Here is a 17,820-nt window from a genome sequence, read left to right as displayed (position 1 = left end):
GATCCGTCCGGGTCCGCCCAGACGGCCACGTGGCCGAGACTGCTTAGCCGGACTTCCAGGTGAAGGTGTTGGACTTGAACGGACCGCCGGGACCGGTCACCGTGACGTACACCCGGTGGCCGACCATGTTGCACGGGAACCGGTCGTCGACCAGGAGATGACCCTCGCTGCTCGTCTTGAGCCGGGCGCCCTCGTTGAAGACCTTCCCGTCGACGTACGGCACGATGTCGTAGTTCGTGTTCGGCTGCAGGTTCTCGATCCGGACCTGGATGAAGGCGCACTGCGGCGGCACACAGTCCTCGTACGTCGTCCCCGCGCCGCGCGACGCGACCACCCGCTTGGTCCGCTCGTCCGCACCGATCGGCTTCCCGGGCAGGCTCGTCCACTTGCCACTCAGTGTGTCGCCGTTCGGTGCTCTGGTGATCGCGCGCACATAGAACGTGTACGTCGTACCGTCCTTCAACCCGGTCACCGTCGCCGAGGTGGTCGTCGTGGACACCTTCGGTGTGGCGCTGGCGGACCCGATGCTGACGGTGTACTTGACGAATGTCCCGTCACCCATCGTCGGCGCATCCCAGGCGAGCGTGAGCTGACCCGACGTACCGTCGTGGCTGACCACGAGCTCGCGCGGCGACTCGGCCTCGGCGTACGCCTTCTTCACCTGGTTCGACCGTACGGCGGGCCCGCTGCCGACCCGGTTCACGGCCCGGATCGTCACGTAGTACCCGGTCTTGCCCTCGAGCTCGGTGATCGTCGTCGACCGCGTGCTCCCGCTGACCGACTTCGAACCACCCGTCCAGCTCAGCTGGTACGACGTCACCGGTGCACCGTTCGGTGCGGCGGCTCGCCACGTCACGGCCGGCCCGTCGGTCGCGTACTTCGCACTCACGCCACCCGGCGCTCCCGGCACACCCGCCTGGATCACGGGCTTCGCCGGCTTGACCGGCGGATCCTTCCGCGGCGGATCCTGTTTCTGGGGCGGATCCTCCTTCTGCGGGGGATCTTCCTTGCGTGGCGGATCAGACTTCTGCGGAGGCTGCGGCACGACCGGCTTGTTCGGGTGATCGTTGGCCGGCGGCGTCGACTTCACCGGCGGTTCCGGCGTGTGCGTCGGGACGACCGGCTTGTCCGACGGCTTCGGAGTAGTGGTCTTGGTGGGATCCGGGACCCCGCCGTCGTCGGGGCTGCCGATGTGCACCGGCTCGGCGCGTCCGTCCTGGTCGACGACGACGACATTGTCACCCTTGCCACTGTCGACGTACACCTTGGAGTCGTCGCCACGGAACAGGTTCGGCTCGACCTTGTTCTGGTCGCCGGTCGGCTCGAAGCTCCCGACCTTGCGGTGGCCGACCTTGCCGTCGCGATCGACGGTGACCAGGTCCGCGTCCTGGCGATCCAGCAGGGCCAGCCCGCGCCCCGACGAGGCGATCTTGTCGTAGTGGCCCTTGGGGATCTTCGTCGTGATCGGCGCGTCCGCCTTCTGCCCGGGCCGGTCCGGCAGCCCGATCAGGTGTACGACACTCTGGTCGCGGTCCACGAACGCGATCCGCCCGTCGACGTCGTTCCCCGCGACCAGAGCGGTCTCCGGTACGTCGGTGCTCAGGTCGACGTGCGCTCCGAACCCATCAGGCGTCAGGTCGTAGACCCGGTCGGCGGTGAGGTCGACGAACACCGCCTTCGCACCGATCGCCGTCAGCGCACCCTTGTGGCCCTTCTGGACGGAGGCCGGGCAGGACATCCGGTCCGCCGTCAACGGCAACTGACACAGGTCGCCCTGGTCACTCTTGAGCACCCACAGCGTTCCGTCCGACGTCACCACCGGATCCCCGAGCCGCCCACCCGGGTACGCCGTCGCCGGGTGCTCGCCGAGGCGCATCACCCGGCCGGTCTGCTGGTAGATCACGAACGCGTTCCCCGCGGACTCCAGCCCGACCGGCTTCTCGTCCGGTACCTCGATCGGGTTCGTCACGGTCAGATCCGACTTGCCGAACTGGTCGATCCGCGACTTCGACAACACGTACGCGTCAGTGTCGGACTGCACCACCTGAGCGCCCGGCGTACCGGCGGGCAACGGAACCTGGGCATCGATCGTCCGGCTCGCGCCGTCCAGATGGAAGACCCGCCCGATCGCGCTGTTGTAGACCCAATGACCCGACTGGGAGAACTTGAACCCCGAGTTCGGGTCACCGGCCCCGGTCAGCACGACCACGCTCATCAGCGCCACGCAGCCGGCCACCACAGCCGCCAGCCCCGCGCGGCCCTTCCGGCCTTGCGGCGGATCGGCGCGACGCAGCAGGGTGGTGAGCCTCTGGAGGCGGATCATGCCTGACAGCCTAAGTGCGGGCGGTCCATTCGCGGTCCAGAGTTCGTCCAGCTAGCTCTGGCAGCTAGCTCTTGCAGGTGGCACCGCGGATGCTCCGCGGCGTGCTGTAGAAGACGTCCCGGCCGTCCGTACCCTGCACCTCGAAGCAGTACTTCAAGCCCGGACTCACCTGAACGGTCGATGTGGTCCCGGTCCCGCGGAAGACGATCTTCGGAGTCTTGGATCCCTGCTCCGCGGCGAACACGGCGTAGTTCACTCCCTTGGCGAACTTCCACTTCAGCACCACCGTGGTGCCGTTGTCCTGCGGCGGATCCAGCTGGATCATCGGCGCCTCGGTCACCTGCGGAGCCGCCGAGACCGGCGGCGCCGTTGGTTGCTGCGTCACCGGAGTTTCGTTGCCCGGTCGCAGCAATATCGGTACGACGACCACGAGCGCGACGGCCGCCGCGATCCCCACCAGCACCTCTTTACGTGGCAGCTTCCACTGCCGCCGTACCGGCTTGGTCTTCGCGTACGCCGAAGCCGTTGCCACCGGCACACTTCGTCCCGCCGCCAGCTCATCCCGGAAGTCGTCGAAGTCCAGTTCGTCGGCAGCATTCGTCGTACCGCGCAACAACGTCTCGAACTCGCGCACCACCCCGGCCGCGTCCGGCCGCGTCCCCGCATCCTTGGCCAGCATCCGCCGCAACAACGCCGTCAACGCCGGCGGCACATCCCGCCCTGACACCTCCGGCGCCGGCTCCCGCAACACCCGCAGTACGACGTCGTCCGGCGTCTCGCCCGGCCGCGTCGGGAACGGCGACTGCCCGGTCAGCGCGAGATAAAGCACCGCGCCCAACCCGTAAACGTCCGCCTCTTCCGACAGCTCCCCGTCCCGCAGCACCTCCGGCGCCGTATACGCCGCCGCCCCCGTCAGATCCCGCGGAAACCGCAACCGCAGCGCCATCCCGAAATCCGCCAGCACCGGCTGCCCGTCCGGCCGCTCCAGCACATTGCTCGGCGTCACCCCACCATGCACCAGCCCACCCTCATGAGCCTCCGCCAGCACCGACCCCAAGATCTGTCCCAGTACGACGACATCGCTGATCGGCAACCCCCGCCCCGCCGCCAGCTCCACCAGCGACTGCGGACAGAACGCCATCCGCACCCCGGTCCGGCCGTCCGGCAACTCCTCCACCGCATCAGCCAGCAACACCGACCCAGCCACCCGCAACCCAGCCAGCTTCGCCTGCTCAACCTCCACCGCATTGAACGTCCGCCGATCCAGCCCCCGCGGATAGACCTTCAGCACCCCCAGCGCCCGATCACCCACCGGCGGCACCAAATACACCGAAGCCACCGGCCCCTCGGCCCGCAGCACCAGCGACTCAGGAGAAATCTCAGCCATCACCGTCATCCTCGCACTCCCTCGGGATCCACGACGTCGAGATAGGCGCAGCCGTGGGAAATGAGGATCCGGAGATCCGCGAGGATCTCGGTCACCGCATCCTGCGGTGACACGGACTGATCGTCTCGGGACGTGACGGAGGCGCGGAGCTCGCAGCTGTGCCACAGGCTCGGTGCGATCGATCCCCACTGCCACAGCTCGTAGCTGTCCGGATCGAGCGTCGCAGCCGGGCCCAGGCCCGGGAGACCGATCGCGAACTGCCCCAGTTCCTCGGGGGTATTGCCCAGTCCGACAAAGAACACGCCCATCCGGTGGTGCCGGGCGAAGGCCTCTGCATCGTCGACGGCCGCGACCAGGCCGTCGGATGTCAGCGCCTGCAGGTGATCTGCGGGGGTGGATATCTCGACCTGCTCGGCCTGGTCCACCAACTCGGCCCGGGTCCAGGCGGCGCGGCCGTTGGCCGGCAGGCCGTGGGCCAGCACCCAGGTGGCGAAGGCGTCCTCGCTCAGCCGGTGCTGCCGCCACCCGATCCGAACCGTATGCACCGGCCGACCCTCTTCGGACCGCACGCCGAGGTAGTGCCCGACCGGGAAGAGTGTGGTCATCAGACGAGTCCTCTACGGTCGAGATACGCGGCGCGCACGCTCAGCAGGCCGTGAACGGCTTGCAGGATCCCGGCCAGCACACCGTCGGCTTCGGTCTCCGCGGGTTCCGTCACGCCGGCGCGACGGGCGACTTCTGCCGCGTCCTGGCAAGCGATCCACAGGTGCGGGGTCAGGTGCGCCCAGACCCAGACGTCGTACACAGCTCCCGAGACCGCGGCGAGCGGCTGGCCGAACAACCCGATCGTCGGCAAGGAGTCCTCGTCCTGGCCGAGCCCCATCAACAGCGGTACCAGCTGATGCCGCTCGGCGAAGGGCACGGCCGACCCGGCGACGGGATCCACCGCGGCCAGCAATCCGTCGGCGACCATCCGGTCGATGATCGCCGCGGTCGTGTCCCGGGGAATCTCGAGCTGTTCGGCGGCGACGGTCACCGAGGAGCGGGTCGGCCGGTCGGCGGCATTGATGCCATGGGCAAGCAACCAGACCAGGTACTCCGGACCGGTCAGCTCGACCAGATCCATCCCAGCCCGAACCTGTTGGTACCGGTTGCCGTCGCCGCCGTGCCGGACACCCATGTCGTGCCCGATCGGCAGCAGCAACGGTTGCGTGCTGTCCATGGTCACCTCCTCATCACCCGGCGAGCGTAGGCCGCCGGGGCGAGGCTGCTGGGGGTCGCGGCAGGAAGCTGTCGTGCCGACCCCACGCCGGCCCGGCGGCGGTTGACTTTCGGTAGTCAACCGGGTCGCGGACCGGATCCGGCCGAGGAAACCACAGAGGGGCACCATGAACATCACCGGTCTTCTTCGCGTCACCATCGCAACTCCCCAGCGCAGGCTCGACCTGGCCCTGCCCGAGCAGTCCTCGGTCGCCGAGGTCCTGCCCGGTGTCCTGACCAAGGCCGGTGAGCATCTCGCCGACGAGGGCGCGCCCGGTGGCGGCTGGGTACTGCGCCGCGCCGACGGGACCGAGCTGATGCTCGGTCGCAGCCTCGGTTCCCATCGCATCCGCGAGGGCGAGATCCTGCACCTGGTGCCGCGCCAACTGGAATGGCCCGAACTCGAGTACGACGATCTGGTCGACGCGATCGCGTCCGGGGCCGGACGCCTCGGCGCCGCCTGGGCCCCATGGCACACCAGGATCGCCGGTCTCGCCTGCGCGGCCGTGGCGGTCCTCGTGGTGATGGTGGCCGTCCTGCGGCTCGGTTCGCCGTGGTCCGAACCGGCTGTCTGGTTGCTGCTCTCCGCGCTGCTGCTGGTCGCCGGAGGCGTCGCCTTGGCCCGCGTCGTCGGTGACTCCGGCGCCGGAGTCATGATGGGCGGCCTCGGCTTACCTTGTGCAGCTCTTGGCGGCGGCTTGCTGTTCGCCGGGACCGGCAGCTGGCCGGATGTCGGCGCGCCCCAGATGCTCACCGGTAGTGCGGCAGTAATGCTCGCAGGTGGTGCGTGCTACTTGGGGATCGTGGATGGCGCCGTCCTGTTCGCCGGAGCCGTCGCCGTCGGTGTGTTCGGTGTGATCGGTGCTTGGATCGGAACATCGGATGCGATGACCGGTCCCGATGTCGCGGCTGTTCTCGCCCCTGCGCTGGTGGCGTTCTCACCGCTCTTCGCGCCGTTCGCGCTCCGGCTCGGGCGAGTGCCGATGCCGATCCTGCCGCAGACGACAGCGGACCTGGTGCGCGACGATCCGTTGCCGCCACGCAGCCAGGTGTACGGCGCCGTCGTTCGCGCCGACGGACTGCTGACCGGGATGCTGATCGGGCTGATGGTCGTGCTCTCGGTCTGTCAGGTTCTCCTGGTGCTGGACGAGACCCGGTCGGCGACGTACCTGGTGGCTCTGGTGAGCGTCGGCGCCTTCTTGCGCAGCAGGTTGTACCCGATCGTCAAGCAACGGTTGCTGTTGCTGATCCCGGCCGTCGTCGGGATCGCGGGGCTGATCCTCGGCCCGTGGACGCGCCGGCTCGACGACCCCGTGCCGGTGATCGTGCCCGCTGTCCTGCTGCTGGCCGCCGCCGCGGTGTTCGCCGGGATCTGGTACACCAGTCATCGGCCGAGCCCGTACCTGAGCCGGTACGCCGAGATCGTCGAGATCATGGTGATCCTGGCGTTGATCCCGGTCGCCGCGGCCGTGCTCGGACTGTACGGCGTCGTCCGGGGCTGGGGAGGCTGAGATGGCGACCAGGAAGGATCAACTGCAGTCGCACCAGTTCTCCGTCCAGCGGATGATCTCGGCGCTGGTCACCCGGGAGAGCGATCCCGAACACCCACCGTTCAAACGCCCCCTGGCCGCCGCCTTCGGTGGTGTGGCCATCATGGTGGTCGCGCTGGCGGTCGCCGGGGTCTACGGATTGATCGTGCCGGGCGGGAGCAAGGCGTGGGCGGGTGGCGACGTCGTGGTGGTCGAGAAGGAGACCGGCACGCGCTTCGTGTACGTCGCGGGTCATCTGCATCCGGTCACCAACTACACCTCGGCATTGCTTGCCGTGGGCAAGTACGGCGACGTACGACGGGTCTCGCGGCGATCGCTGGCCGACGTCCCGCGCGGTCCACTGATCGGGATCAAGGATGCGCCCGACGCACTGCCGGACCGCAAGCGACTGCTGACCGGAGGCTGGACACTCTGCTCGGAGCCCGACCTCGACGTCGCAGGTGCTGCTGCCAGTGAGTCGGTCCTGATGGTGGGCTCCCGGCCAGCTCAGGACGAGGCAATGCAGGACCGGGCCATGCTGGTCCAGGTGCTGGGCAGCGGATCCAAGTACTTGATCTGGAAGGGCTATCGGCATCAGCTCCAGACCGCGAACGTCGTCACGCAAGGACTCGCGCTCGGCTCCCAACCGTGGGCACAGGTCGGCGAAGCCTTCGTTGCCGCGCTGCCGGACGGCGAACCGATCGCACCGATCAGGATTGCCGGTATCGGCCGCCCGTCGACCGCGGTCGAGGGCCGCCCGAAGACCAAGATCGGCCAGCTGTTCGTGGTGACCACGTCCAGCGGAGCACGCCAGTACTACCTGGCGACCAAGGACTACCTGACGCCGATCAGCGCGCTTCAGTACGACGTCCAGCGTGCCTACCGGCCGACGGCGGCAGCCTACGGTGGCAAAGCACCGCAGGCGATCGCGATCGACCTGGTGAACCTTGGCCGGGCAGGTACGTCGGCAGTCCAGGCAACCGACGGGCAGGCGCCGCTGACCATGCCCGAACTTGTTGCCCCGCACAACGGTCAGGGTGCGGTCTGTGCGACGTACCAACCGGGCGCGACCGTGCCCGAAGTGACCGTTGACGGTGCGATGCCGGCTCGGGACGACGCTGCGGTGACGGTCAAGCGCGGCCGGCTCGGCACTGCGCTGGCCGACCGGATCCTGGTCGAGCCGGGGACTGCGGCGGTCGTCGAGTCGATGTCTTCCGACCAGGCCCAAGTAGGCACCGTGGCAGTGATCACCGATCTGGGGCGCGCGTATCCGCTGGCCGATCCGAAGCTGCTGGAGATCCTCGGGTACTCCGGCGTCGTGCCGATCCGCATCCCCGCGCAGTTGGTGGCCCGGATCCCACAGGGCAGCGGTCTTGACCCAGCGGCCGCCGTACGGCCCGTCGCCTGATCGCAGACCCGAGAAATCCGGCCCGGACATCGCGATGATGTCCGGGCCGGATCGGTGTGAGCCTGGTGATCAGGTGGCCAACCGGCCGGGCTGCTGCTGATCGGAGACCGGTGTCTCCTCGATCGTCCACAACTCCTCGTCGAGCAGTTGCAACGTATCGGCGGGCTTCTCCCGCTCATCCTTGCGGCGGCGGGTTGTGGCCGGAACCATCGGGAACGCCCCGGGCAGCGATCGGCCGGACCTCCCACGAAGACCGGCCGGGACGCCAGGCGTCTCACCCTCCTGCGACTTCCGCTTGCGATTGATCGGGCGGATCGTCCCACCGCCCGGCTTCCCACCGCGGCCGCCGCCGCCTCCGCCTGCCATCGGCGGCATCATTGGCGGCGGGGCTCCGCCGGCAGACCCGGCGGTCGTCGTACCGGCTGTCGACCCTGACGAAGGAGCAGCCGGCGGTGCGCCGGTCGCCGGCTGAGCGGTCGCCTGAACCTGCTGTCCGGCCCGGACCGGGCCTTGCGGTGTGCGCGGATCGACGCCGCCTTTGCCGGTCCCGCCGGGTCCGCCGGTGAGGCCGCCGAGACCGGACGGACCACCACCACGCCCGCCACCGACACCCGACGGCAGGTTCGTCCTGGGCGGAGTGTTGGTGATCGGCAGGATCCCGCCCGGCGGGATGACCGGTCCTGGTGATGGCGTCGGGCCCGGCGGAGGCATCGGAACCGTGGTCGGTGGAGGCAGCGTCGGCGCGGTAGGCATCCCCGCGAGACCGGGTCCCTCCGGGGTGGTCGGTGCGCCACCGGCGCCAGGGTCCGCACCCGCAGGGGCTCCTCCGGGCGCAGCATCTTCCGGAGCTGCACCGCCCGGATCTGCTCCTTGGCCTGGATCCGTTCCGGCAGTGTTCGGCGCGCCACCCGGAGCAGCCGAACGAGGACCGCCTGCCCCTGGCTCGGCGCCCGGCCCGTCCCACTTCAACCCTTCAGCTGCCGAGGTGATGGCCTTGCCGGTGGCCTCGTAGATAGTGCCGAGCAGATTGAGGGCCTGGCCTCCCCTGGCGGCCACCGGACGAATCGAGTCGACGTGCGGCTTCTCGAGTTCCTCCCTCGTGACGACGCCCGGATCGAGCATGATGTTGTCGACGATCTGCTGCGCGGTCGCGATCCGCGTACGGGCCTCATTGCCCGTTTCGGTCACCTCCTTCCGCGCTTGCTGGATCGCGGTCACGACCTGCGTCAGCATGGTGGCGACACCGCCGTTCTCGTTCGTCCCCTCCTGGGCGGCGATCCGGCCGGAGGCATCGTTGAGGGATGCTCTCGATCGCTGGATCGAGGCCTCGAACTGCGGTGCGTTGTCCGGAGTGCGCCAGCTGGACATCAGATCGTTGGTGTGCGTCTGCAGGTTCTGGGCGGCGAGCTGCACACCGTCACCGGCAGCTCGCCACATCGCGATCGCTTGCTGGGTCGATGCCTCGCGCGGTGCCTCGCCGTTCATGATCCTCGCCAGTTCGTCCAGCGCGACCTTCAGGTCGACCAGGCTCTGCGCCTTCGTGACGCCGGCCACCACGTTGTAGTCGACGGCCATCAGTTGCCTCCCACCGGGGCGGGCGGCACCGGAGCCGGTGGCGTGTAGTCCGGTGTGTTGAACATCGGGTCGACTCCTGCCGGGCTGTCGTCTCGCCGCATCAGCGGCCGCAGGGTGGCGTCGTTGACGGCCAGCAGATGGTGATGCAGGTCGCCGATCTTCAGGATGGCCGCAGCATAGGCGTGCAGACCACGTGAGGTGTTCGCCAGGAACTGCCCCAGGATGTCCCGGCCGCCGCGTTCGGCGTTCGTGAAGTCGTTGCCTTCTTGCATCAAGCCGTTGGCAGGCGCTACCTGAGAACTGTTCGCCGCCTGGGTGACAGAAGTGTCGAACGCCTCGGCCATGCCTTGGAGCTTTCCGCCGGTATCGTCGAAGATGAATGTCTCAGCCACGTCGATGGTGCTCATTGCCGATCCTCCTTTGCCTTCATTCGTTGGGGATTTCGTCCGCCGGCGGGTGCGTCAGCTGGATCAGCTGACTCGTTCCGCGACGGTCGACCAGGAAGCCGCGGCCAGGTGGCAGCGGCTGGGAGCGCAGACCGCCCAGCAAGATGCCCTCGTCCCGGCTGCCGGACAGCTGCAGGCCGGGCGAGCCGACGGCACGGATCTTGGCCAGTACCGGTTCGAGCAGGCCGCGCAGGGCACCACCGGTACGCCGGGCTGCGAAGACTCGCAGTCCGATGTCTGCTGCCTGGGGGATGAAAGGCAGCAGCGGCATCAGCGGGTGTCCTTCGCTGGTGGCGACCAAGTCGTAGTCGTCGATCAGCACGAACACGTCCGGCCCTTGCCACCAGGACCTGTCCCGCAGTTGCTGCGGTGTCACGTCCGGGCCGGGCAGCCGTTCCTTGAGGACCTCGACCAACCGGTTGATCAACGCCTCGGTGACCTGATGGCCGGTGCCGTATCCCAGCAGGTGCGGTCCTTCGACCGAGCCCAGCAGGCTGCGTCGATGATCGATCACCAGGAGGCAGGCCTCGTCCGGTGTGTACGTCTCCGCGACCCGTCGGGCCAGTGTTCGCAGGAAGCCGGTCTTGCCGGACGCGGTGTCGCCGAGCAGCAGGAAGGTCGGGTTGGTGACGGGGTCGAGCAGAACCGGCTCCAGGCTTCGCTCGGCCAGCCCGATGGCCAGCCCCGCATCCTTCGAGCTGGCGCCGTTCGCTGCCTCGTACGGGACGTCGGCCGGGAGCAACCGCACTTCGGGAGCGGAGGCCTCGGGCCATGCGTCCGCAACTGCCCGGACGAGTTCGCCCAGACCGACGGAGGCTCGTTGCTCCTGCTCGGGTTCACGCAGCCGGGGCAGGGCGAGCAGGAAGTGGTGCTTGCTCGTGGCCAGACCACGCCCGGGTGCTCGTTCGGGCACCTGCGCGGCCGCGCGCCGGTCGATCAGGGAGTCGATCGGGTCGCCGATCCGGAGCTCCAGCTTGGTCCCGCACAGATCGCGGATGTTGGTGCGCAGGTCGAACCATCGGGCCACGCTGATCATCAGGTGCACGCCGTACGCCAGGCCGCGGGTCGCGATGTCGGTCAGCAGGGGTTCCAGGTCGTCGAAGTCGTTCCGGATCGTGGACCAACCGTCGACCACCAGGAAGAGGTCGCCGTACGGCTGATCGGACAGCTCGCCTTGGCGACGCCGTTCGCGGTACGTCTCCATGCTGTCGATCCCGAGCAGGCCGAACGTCTTCTCCCGCTCCGCCAGGATCCCCAGCACCTCGATGATGGTGCGCCGTACGGCGTTGTTGTCCTGCCGCCCGGCGACTCCGCCGACGTGCGGGAGGTCGCGAACTCCGGTGAGCACACCACCACCGAAGTCCAGGCAGTAGAACTGGACCTCCGAAGGAGTGTGCGTCAACGCAAGACTGGTGATCAGGCTGACCAGCGCAGTGCTCTTGCCACTCTGGACGGAACCGGCGATCGCGACATGACCACCACCGGCCGAAAGATCTACGTGCAAGGGATCGCGGCGCTGTTCGAGCGGACGGTCCAGGATGCCGATGACGGTGCGCAGGCCACCGACCTTGACCCCGGCGACGACGGGCCCACCCGCTGCGCTCGGCAGCAAGGTGCCGAGCGCCGGTGACTTGTCGAGCGGCGGCAGCCAGATCTGATGGGCCGGTTGTCCCTTGCCCTCGAAACGGTCGACCAGAACGTCCATCAGGCTCTCGCCTACGGCCTCGTCGAAGGCACCGTCGGGATCCGCCGGGGCTTCGTCGGTCTCCTCCTCCACAGCCGGAGCGACGTAGCTGCTGGAGTAATCGAGAAGCTCGACGGTCTCCTCGCCGGTTGCGGCCAGCATGCCGGCGACAACTCGGCGATGGACGCCGGAGACATAGGCGGACCGGAACCGGTCGAGCTGTTCGGTTCCGACGCGGAGAAAGCCGTGTCCCGGAGCCCGCGGAAGCAGGAAAGCGTCGTTGACACCGAGGACGGTCCGGCTGTCGATGTCGGAGAACGTCCGCAGACCGATCCGGTAGGAAAGGTGGGTCTCCAGGCCGCGCAGCCGACCTTCCTCGAGCCGCTGGCTGGCCAGCAGAAGATGGACACCGAGCGACCGGCCGACCCGGCCGATCTGGACGAACATGTCGATGAAGTCCGGCCGGGCGGTGAGCAGCTCACTGAATTCGTCGCAGATCACCAGCAGGGTAGGGACTTCGTCCAAAGGGGCACCGGCCGCGCGAGCCTTCTCGTAGTCGCGCAGCGAGGAGAAGTTGCCCGCGGCCCGGAGCAGCTCCTGCCTGCGAAGCAGCTCACCGTTGATCGCGTCGGCCATCCGGTCGACCAGGTGCAGCTCCTCGGACAGGTTCGTGATGACCGCGCTGGTGTGCGGCAGCTTGTCCAGCCGCGTGAAGGTGGCACCACCCTTGAAGTCGACCAGCGCGAAGTTCAATGAGCGCGGTGGATGCGTGATGGCCAACGCCAGGACCAGGGTCCGCAGGAGCTCACTCTTGCCGGAACCGGTGGCGCCGATCAGCAGGCCGTGCGGGCCCATTCCTTCCTGCGCGGACTCCTTCAGATCGAGCTCGATCGGCTGTCCGTCCGCACGGAGGCCGAACTTCACCCGAAGCCGGTCGCGGCTCGGGCGGGAGATCCAGGTGTCCTCGGGGTCGAAGTCGTAGGGGTCGCCCAGGTCGAGCAGTTCGGCCAGTCCCAGGTCCGCGCTCAGCGGCTGATCACCCTGGGCGCCGGCCGTCAGGCGGAGCGGAGCGAGCTGCCGGGCGAGACCTTCGGCGGTGACGGGATCGAGTGCGTCGGCCACGCCGAGCTGCTCGGTGGCTTCCATCGTCTCCGCCTGTAAGTTGCCGTCGGCATCGATATCGAGCGCGATCGCGGTGGGGTCGATCGCTCGCGGTGGCGCAAAGGTCAGGTCGAGGATCGTCACACCTTCCAGGCCAGGGCCGGCCAGCAGATGATCCGACCCCTCCGTGTCGCCGCCGTCGAGGACCACGACGAGGTGCGGACCGTTCGCCGACGGCAGGCTGTCGGGGTCGAAACGCGTCCGGTTGGCCAGCAGATCGTCAAGCATCGCTTCCAGTGCGGTGATCGACGGAGCGATCAGCCGGAGCGGCCCGAGTGCGTCGTGGCGTTCGGGATGCAGTGCGTGCGGCAGCCACTTCACCCAGTCCCAGTCCGCTCGCCGGTCGTCCGAGGCGCAGACCGCGATCCGCAGGTTGTCCGGTGCGTGCAAGGTCGCCAGCTGAGCGAGCATCGCCCGTGCGAGTGCCTGTGATCCGGCCTCGTCACCTGGAAGGTAGATCCGGGCGAATCCCGTGACCGCGATGGCCAACGGCAGGTTGGACACCGAAGCGTACGTCGAGAGGAAACGACGCAGGGCAAGGGCGGAGAGCGGCTCCAGCCGCTCCAGCGGCTGGGTGTCCGGCGGAATGACCGTAGTACTAGGGCTCTGGCGGCCGATGCCGATCCGGGTGACCCCGAAGTCCATGTCCTCGCGGCGTCGTTCCCACAGCCGGTAGCTGTTCGCCAGCGCCCACAGCGATGCCGGGGCGGGATGGACGTAGTGGAGAGCGTCACGCTGCTTGTCGATCGACCGGCCGAGTCGCAGCCGATGTTGGGCCAGGTGCCGTAGATAGGTTCGACGTGCGGCTCCCATCTCGGCCTTGCCGCCACCGCCGTTGCGGGTGAAGAGCGAAAGCACGATCATGCCGACCATGGCCAGACCGAACAGGCCGAAGATCACGTAGCGCAGGCCACTGACCATGCTGCCCGAGAACATCAGCATCATCGCGCCCATCATCGCCACCATCGGCAGCACCATCAGCATCTGGGCCCACTGCTTGCCACCCGGCTCAGGCACCTCCGGCGGTGGCTCGAGCAGCAGTTCACCCTCGGGCAGTTCGGGCGCCGGGCGCCGGGCCGGGCGTCGTACCAACACTGTTGCCATCGTCAACCTCCGCCGGGATCCGTCCAGCCGATCATCACGTGCCCGGTACCGCCCCGGTGCCGGCTGGCAGGAAGGTGCCGCCAACCGCAGCAGGGGCTCTCGCCTTCCTACCTTGGCGATGTCGGAACGACTATTGGGAAGGAGTACGGGATGAGCGACTTCATCCAGGGTTTCACCGAGAACATGGGCGGGTTGTCCACTCGCACCACGGCCTACGGACAGGACCTGGAGTCGAACGCCACCAGGACCGCGTCCGTCGTGCTGGACATGAACGGTTCATGGCGGGGACCCGGTTACAACAGCGCCGCGATGATCGGCGACGAGTTCCAGGCTGGTGTCCGGGGGCACCACGCGCGGGTGCACGGCCGCGCAGCCGGCATCAACACGGTCACCAATCACTACGACGCACAGATCGGCAGTGAGGTACACGTCACCAGCAGCGTAGGGCCGCTGACGGCCTGACGCCGGCAACCACTCAACACACGAAGGAGTAGCCAGATGCCAGAGCTTTTCCAGAACTTCAGCGGCATGGACGAGATGGTCCGGGCGCAGCATGGCAACTCGACGGAACGATTCACGTACTCGGGTGACAACGTGCGGTTCGTCGAGTCCGAAGTCACCAACAATTGGATGGACTCCGCGGGTCTCGATCTGCTGGGTGTGACTCACCAGGAGCATGTCCAGACGACGGCCGCGGCCGATCACCAGGCTGCCGAGGCGATCGCGTGGGGTAAGTGCAGTGGGGACGCGAGGGGAACCCTGGCGGCCTGCAAGGTGATCCTGAACGCTCTCTGAGGTCCTGACGACAGCAGCCCCGGCCGGATTCTCGGCCGGGGCTGCTGGCTTGTTGCGTCAGTCGTGCCGGGTGAAGAGGTGCTCGGGTGGCAGTTCGGCCGGCACCGGCTCGCGACGACGGACTACCGAGGTACGACCTGCTTGCCAGTGCCGGCGTCGGCCGCCGATCAAGAGTGCAGCCAGCAGACCGGCCAGAGCGATGCCGCCGATCGCCAGAACGGTCAGCCGGCGAGCGCTGTCGCCCGTTGCCCGCCACCATTCGGCGACCGCCGACGATTCCGGATCTGGAGGTGCTTGGTGCATCGACGGAAGGCGGTGGGCGGCACCGAGCATCATCCCTTCGGTCACGGCACGATACGGATCGACGATGCCGGCGCCGTACTGCTGACTGTCCGCTCCACCACGGGCAGGGGTCGCGGTGGCCATCAAGCGCTGAATCACCTGTGGTGCAGTCATTTTCGGGTACGCCGACCGGACCAACGCGGCTGTCCCGGCGACGAACGGCGTCGCGAAGCTGGTCCCTTCGACGTACGCGTGGCCGGTACGGCGGGTCGTCGTCAGCACCGAATCACCGGGTGCGACGAGGTCGACGTACGGGCCGATCTGTGAGGCAGCGATTCGCGCCCCGGTGTTGTTGATGGCCCCGACACCCAGGACCCCCGGATACTGCGCCGGGAACGAGGGGATCGAGCTCGGCGAGCTGCCCTGCCGATTCCCCGCGGCCGCCACCACGACGACGTCCTTGCGGACCGCGTAGGCGATGGCGTCTCGGACCGGGGCCTGGTCCATGTCCCCCGACACCGAGAGATTGATGACCCGAGCGCCGCTGCTCACGGCGAATCGGATGCCCTTGGCAAGGATCTTCGGGTCGATCGAGTTGACCTGCCCGGTGTCGTTGCTCTCGCGATCGGTCACCCGAACCGGAAGGATGCGGGCGCCGGGAGCGACTCCCTGGAAGCCGATTCCGGGCGCGGCATCCGCGGCGATGATGCCGGCCACACCGGTGCCGTGCGACACGCAGTCGTAGTTGCCCGGCAACTTGCCCGTGAAGAAGAAGTCCTGTCCACGCAGCACCTTTCCTGGTCGCCGGAGTTGTGGATGGTCGGCGTCGACGCCGGAATCGACGACCGCCACCGTCACGCCGCTGCCGGTGCTGAACGGCCAGGCCCGCTGTGGCATCAGCAGTTGCTGTGCCCAGGGCAGCAGTCGTTCGGCCCGCCGGCCGGGCTCGGGATCGTTGCACGCGCCGCGGGGCGGTGCCGCTACGGCAGGTGTGACCACCGGTCCCATGGCCAGGACAGCTGCTGACACCAACAAGACCGGAACGCGTAGTTTCGCCATCTTCCGCACGTCTTCGAGGCTCCCGGATCGTCGCGGAGGCGCGGGCCGAGTGGCCGCAAGTGGCCAGGGCGCTCGGAGCGCCGACGAATCCGTGCACAGTAACGGCAGTTCGGCGATCAAGGAGACGTCATGGGACCAGGAGATCACCGCGAGGCGCTGTCGCTGCTCGGACAGCTCGAGCAGGCCGACCGCGAGATTCGCCGCTTTCGCGACCTCAGCGAGGACACCACCGGCACCGCGCAGTCGCCGGACGGACTGATCGAGGCAACCGTCGGCATGTACGGCGACGTCCGCGAGCTGATCCTGGATCCGCGGATCCTCCGGACGCCCAACGTCGCAGCACTTGCCGAACAACTCCGGCAAGTGCTCAACGACGCCGGGTGGGAAGCACAGCAGGCGGCGGCCAAGCAACTGCCGGACCTCTTCCCGCGGGGGACGGACGATCCGGCCGAGCTTGCCTACGAGCCGTTCCTCGCGCAGATCGCCAAGACCCGGAGGGGGACGCGGACATGAGCCACGGCCCGATCAACTTCGGTGGCATCGGTGACATCGACATGTACCCCGATCAGACCGGCGCGCTGATGCGCAGGCTGGAGGCTGCCGGCGTGGCGTTCGGGAGCCAGCTCCCGACGCTCCTGCAGACCATCAATCGCGGGGAGCAGGAGGCCAACACGGGTTTCGACACGCTGTCCAAGAACTTCCGGCTGAACTACAACGCGAGCGCCAATCAGCTGAAGACTCTGACCGGCAACGTCCAGCCGATGCTGGTACGGATAGCGACGGAAGGCATCCGGGTTGTCGCGGAGTACGTTCAGCACGCCGAGAACGAGGCCGCGACCATGCGGCGCGTGTAGTGAGCGTTCCGGAGCCGAACACCACGCTGTGGTTGTGGCTGCGAACCTATCTCGACGAGAACGTCTGGCCGCCCGCGGACGAGGCTGTCGTCAAACAGATGGGCGAGGCCTGGCAGTCGCTCGGCAAAGCCCTGCAACAGGCGGCCGACGAGGCACAGCGCACCAACTCCGAGATGCCCGCAGTCTGGCGGGATGTGGCCGGGAACATCTTCATCAGCAAGGCCGGCTCGAGTATCACGGATCTGCGGTCCGCGGTAAAGGCGTTCGACGACATGGCCCAGCTGTGCTTCACGTTCGCGAAGGAAGTGGCGAACGTCCGGAACGGGATCCTGTCGGAGCTGGCGCTGAACGCCTTGTTCTTCGCCGCGACCTTCGCGATGCCGGCCGCGTCAGCGGCGTTCTGGCAGTTCAAGATCCTGTCCAGTCTCGCGACGAAAGTGACCTCGCTGGCTCGCGGGGCGAGCGCGCTGTTGCGGCCGCTCACCGCGACGATCCCGCAGTCGCTGCTGCGGGCCGGTGCCACCGTAGGCCGTGGTCTTGGTGAGTTGGCCTGGGAGGGGGGCGAGGAGGTCGCCGCGGACCTGACCGGACAGTGGTTCAGCAACCTGCAGGGGTACCAGAAGGGCTACGACCTCAAGCAGACGCTCGTGGCGGGCATCGCCGGCGTCGGTGGGGCCGGCCTGGCCCGGGTGATCAAGCCGGTCGGACTGATCGGAGGGATCCCGGCGAACGGGTTGGCGAACCGGCTCGGCCTGGCCGAACGCAGCCGGATGCGAGACCTGCTGAACGAGAGTGGGCACGGCTTCATCGTCAACGGGATCACGTCGCCGGTGTCGGGTACCGTCGCGCAGGCCGCTGTCGACGGCAAGCTTCATGAGCTGACCTGGGGTCAGCTGGGCAGTGCGATCGTCAACCAGGGACCGATGGCCGGTGCCCTGGCCAGTTCCCGGTTC

The 17,820-nt window shown here is 68.1% G+C and carries 14 protein-coding genes; 6 read left to right on the top strand and 8 right to left on the bottom strand.

The window, feature by feature from the left end:
* Positions 1-43: 43 nt before the first annotated feature.
* The 4 genes from ACFVWG_RS08150 to ACFVWG_RS08135 all read right to left on the bottom strand — a co-directional run bounded on the left by ACFVWG_RS08150 (position 44) and on the right by ACFVWG_RS08135 (position 4,932).
* Positions 44-2,323, bottom strand: coding sequence for a fibronectin type III domain-containing protein (locus ACFVWG_RS08150; RefSeq protein WP_391542454.1), 2,280 nt, complete (start codon positions 2,321-2,323; stop codon positions 44-46).
* Positions 2,324-2,387: 64 nt separating this feature from the next.
* Positions 2,388-3,710, bottom strand: coding sequence for a serine/threonine protein kinase (locus ACFVWG_RS08145; RefSeq protein ID WP_391542453.1), 1,323 nt, complete (start codon positions 3,708-3,710; stop codon positions 2,388-2,390).
* 5 nt (positions 3,711-3,715) lie between these two features.
* Positions 3,716-4,315 carry a hypothetical protein gene (locus ACFVWG_RS08140; protein WP_391542452.1) on the bottom strand — a complete coding sequence of 200 codons (600 nt, stop codon included), beginning with the start codon at positions 4,313-4,315 and terminating at the stop codon, positions 3,716-3,718.
* The gene (locus tag ACFVWG_RS08135; RefSeq protein ID WP_391542451.1) at positions 4,315-4,932 is read right to left on the bottom strand and encodes a hypothetical protein; all 618 of its coding nucleotides are present in this window, start codon (positions 4,930-4,932) and stop codon (positions 4,315-4,317) included. The genes ACFVWG_RS08140 and ACFVWG_RS08135 overlap by 1 nt, the downstream gene beginning before the upstream one ends.
* A 166-nt stretch (positions 4,933-5,098) precedes the next feature.
* On the opposite strand from ACFVWG_RS08135, the gene eccD reads away from it, so the two are divergent.
* Both eccD and eccB read left to right on the top strand, forming a co-directional pair.
* The gene (gene eccD, locus ACFVWG_RS08130; protein WP_391542450.1) at positions 5,099-6,481 is read left to right on the top strand and encodes a type VII secretion integral membrane protein EccD; all 1,383 of its coding nucleotides are present in this window, start codon (positions 5,099-5,101) and stop codon (positions 6,479-6,481) included.
* A gap of 1 nt (position 6,482) precedes the next feature.
* Positions 6,483-7,907 carry a type VII secretion protein EccB gene (gene eccB / locus ACFVWG_RS08125; protein ID WP_391542449.1) on the top strand — a complete coding sequence of 475 codons (1,425 nt, stop codon included), beginning with the start codon at positions 6,483-6,485 and terminating at the stop codon, positions 7,905-7,907.
* Between the two features lie 69 nt (positions 7,908-7,976).
* On the opposite strand, the gene ACFVWG_RS08120 is transcribed toward eccB, so the two are convergent.
* The 3 genes from ACFVWG_RS08120 to eccCa are packed head-to-tail and all read right to left on the bottom strand — an operon-like array spanning position 7,977 to position 13,877.
* A complete protein-coding gene (locus tag ACFVWG_RS08120; protein WP_391542448.1) occupies positions 7,977-9,482 on the bottom strand; it encodes a hypothetical protein in 1,506 nt (501 codons plus the stop codon).
* Positions 9,482-9,889 carry a hypothetical protein gene (locus ACFVWG_RS08115; RefSeq protein WP_391542447.1) on the bottom strand — a complete coding sequence of 136 codons (408 nt, stop codon included), beginning with the start codon at positions 9,887-9,889 and terminating at the stop codon, positions 9,482-9,484. The genes ACFVWG_RS08120 and ACFVWG_RS08115 overlap by 1 nt, the downstream gene beginning before the upstream one ends.
* Before the next feature lie 19 nt (positions 9,890-9,908).
* Positions 9,909-13,877, bottom strand: a complete 3,969-nt coding sequence (eccCa, locus tag ACFVWG_RS08110) for a type VII secretion protein EccCa (protein ID WP_391542446.1) — start codon at positions 13,875-13,877, stop codon at positions 9,909-9,911.
* Between the two features lie 150 nt (positions 13,878-14,027).
* Between eccCa and ACFVWG_RS08105 the strand changes: the two genes are divergently transcribed.
* Together ACFVWG_RS08105 and ACFVWG_RS08100 are read left to right on the top strand one after the other, a co-directional pair.
* Complete coding sequence (locus ACFVWG_RS08105) at positions 14,028-14,339, top strand: hypothetical protein (RefSeq protein WP_391542445.1); 312 nt, start codon at positions 14,028-14,030, stop codon at positions 14,337-14,339.
* Between the two features lie 36 nt (positions 14,340-14,375).
* Positions 14,376-14,672, top strand: a complete 297-nt coding sequence (locus ACFVWG_RS08100; RefSeq protein ID WP_391542444.1) for a hypothetical protein — start codon at positions 14,376-14,378, stop codon at positions 14,670-14,672.
* Between the two features lie 57 nt (positions 14,673-14,729).
* Here ACFVWG_RS08100 and mycP read toward each other — a convergent pair whose 3' ends face one another.
* Positions 14,730-16,013 (bottom strand): type VII secretion-associated serine protease mycosin, encoded by a 1,284-nt coding sequence (gene mycP, locus ACFVWG_RS08095; RefSeq protein ID WP_391542443.1) that lies wholly within the window; start codon positions 16,011-16,013, stop codon positions 14,730-14,732.
* Between the two features lie 129 nt (positions 16,014-16,142).
* Between mycP and ACFVWG_RS08090 the strand changes: the two genes are divergently transcribed.
* Positions 16,143-16,526: a YbaB/EbfC family nucleoid-associated protein gene (locus ACFVWG_RS08090; protein ID WP_391542442.1), complete on the top strand. Its 384-nt coding sequence runs from the start codon at positions 16,143-16,145 to the stop codon at positions 16,524-16,526.
* The gene (locus ACFVWG_RS08085; RefSeq protein ID WP_391542441.1) at positions 16,523-16,867 is read left to right on the top strand and encodes a hypothetical protein; all 345 of its coding nucleotides are present in this window, start codon (positions 16,523-16,525) and stop codon (positions 16,865-16,867) included. The genes ACFVWG_RS08090 and ACFVWG_RS08085 overlap by 4 nt, the downstream gene beginning before the upstream one ends.
* The last annotated feature ends 953 nt before the right edge of the window (positions 16,868-17,820 follow it).

This window comes from Kribbella sp. NPDC058245 (genome assembly GCF_042882005.1).
In the GTDB taxonomy this organism is placed as follows: domain Bacteria; phylum Actinomycetota; class Actinomycetes; order Propionibacteriales; family Kribbellaceae; genus Kribbella.
This window is presented reverse-complemented; position numbering and strand designations above follow the sequence as displayed.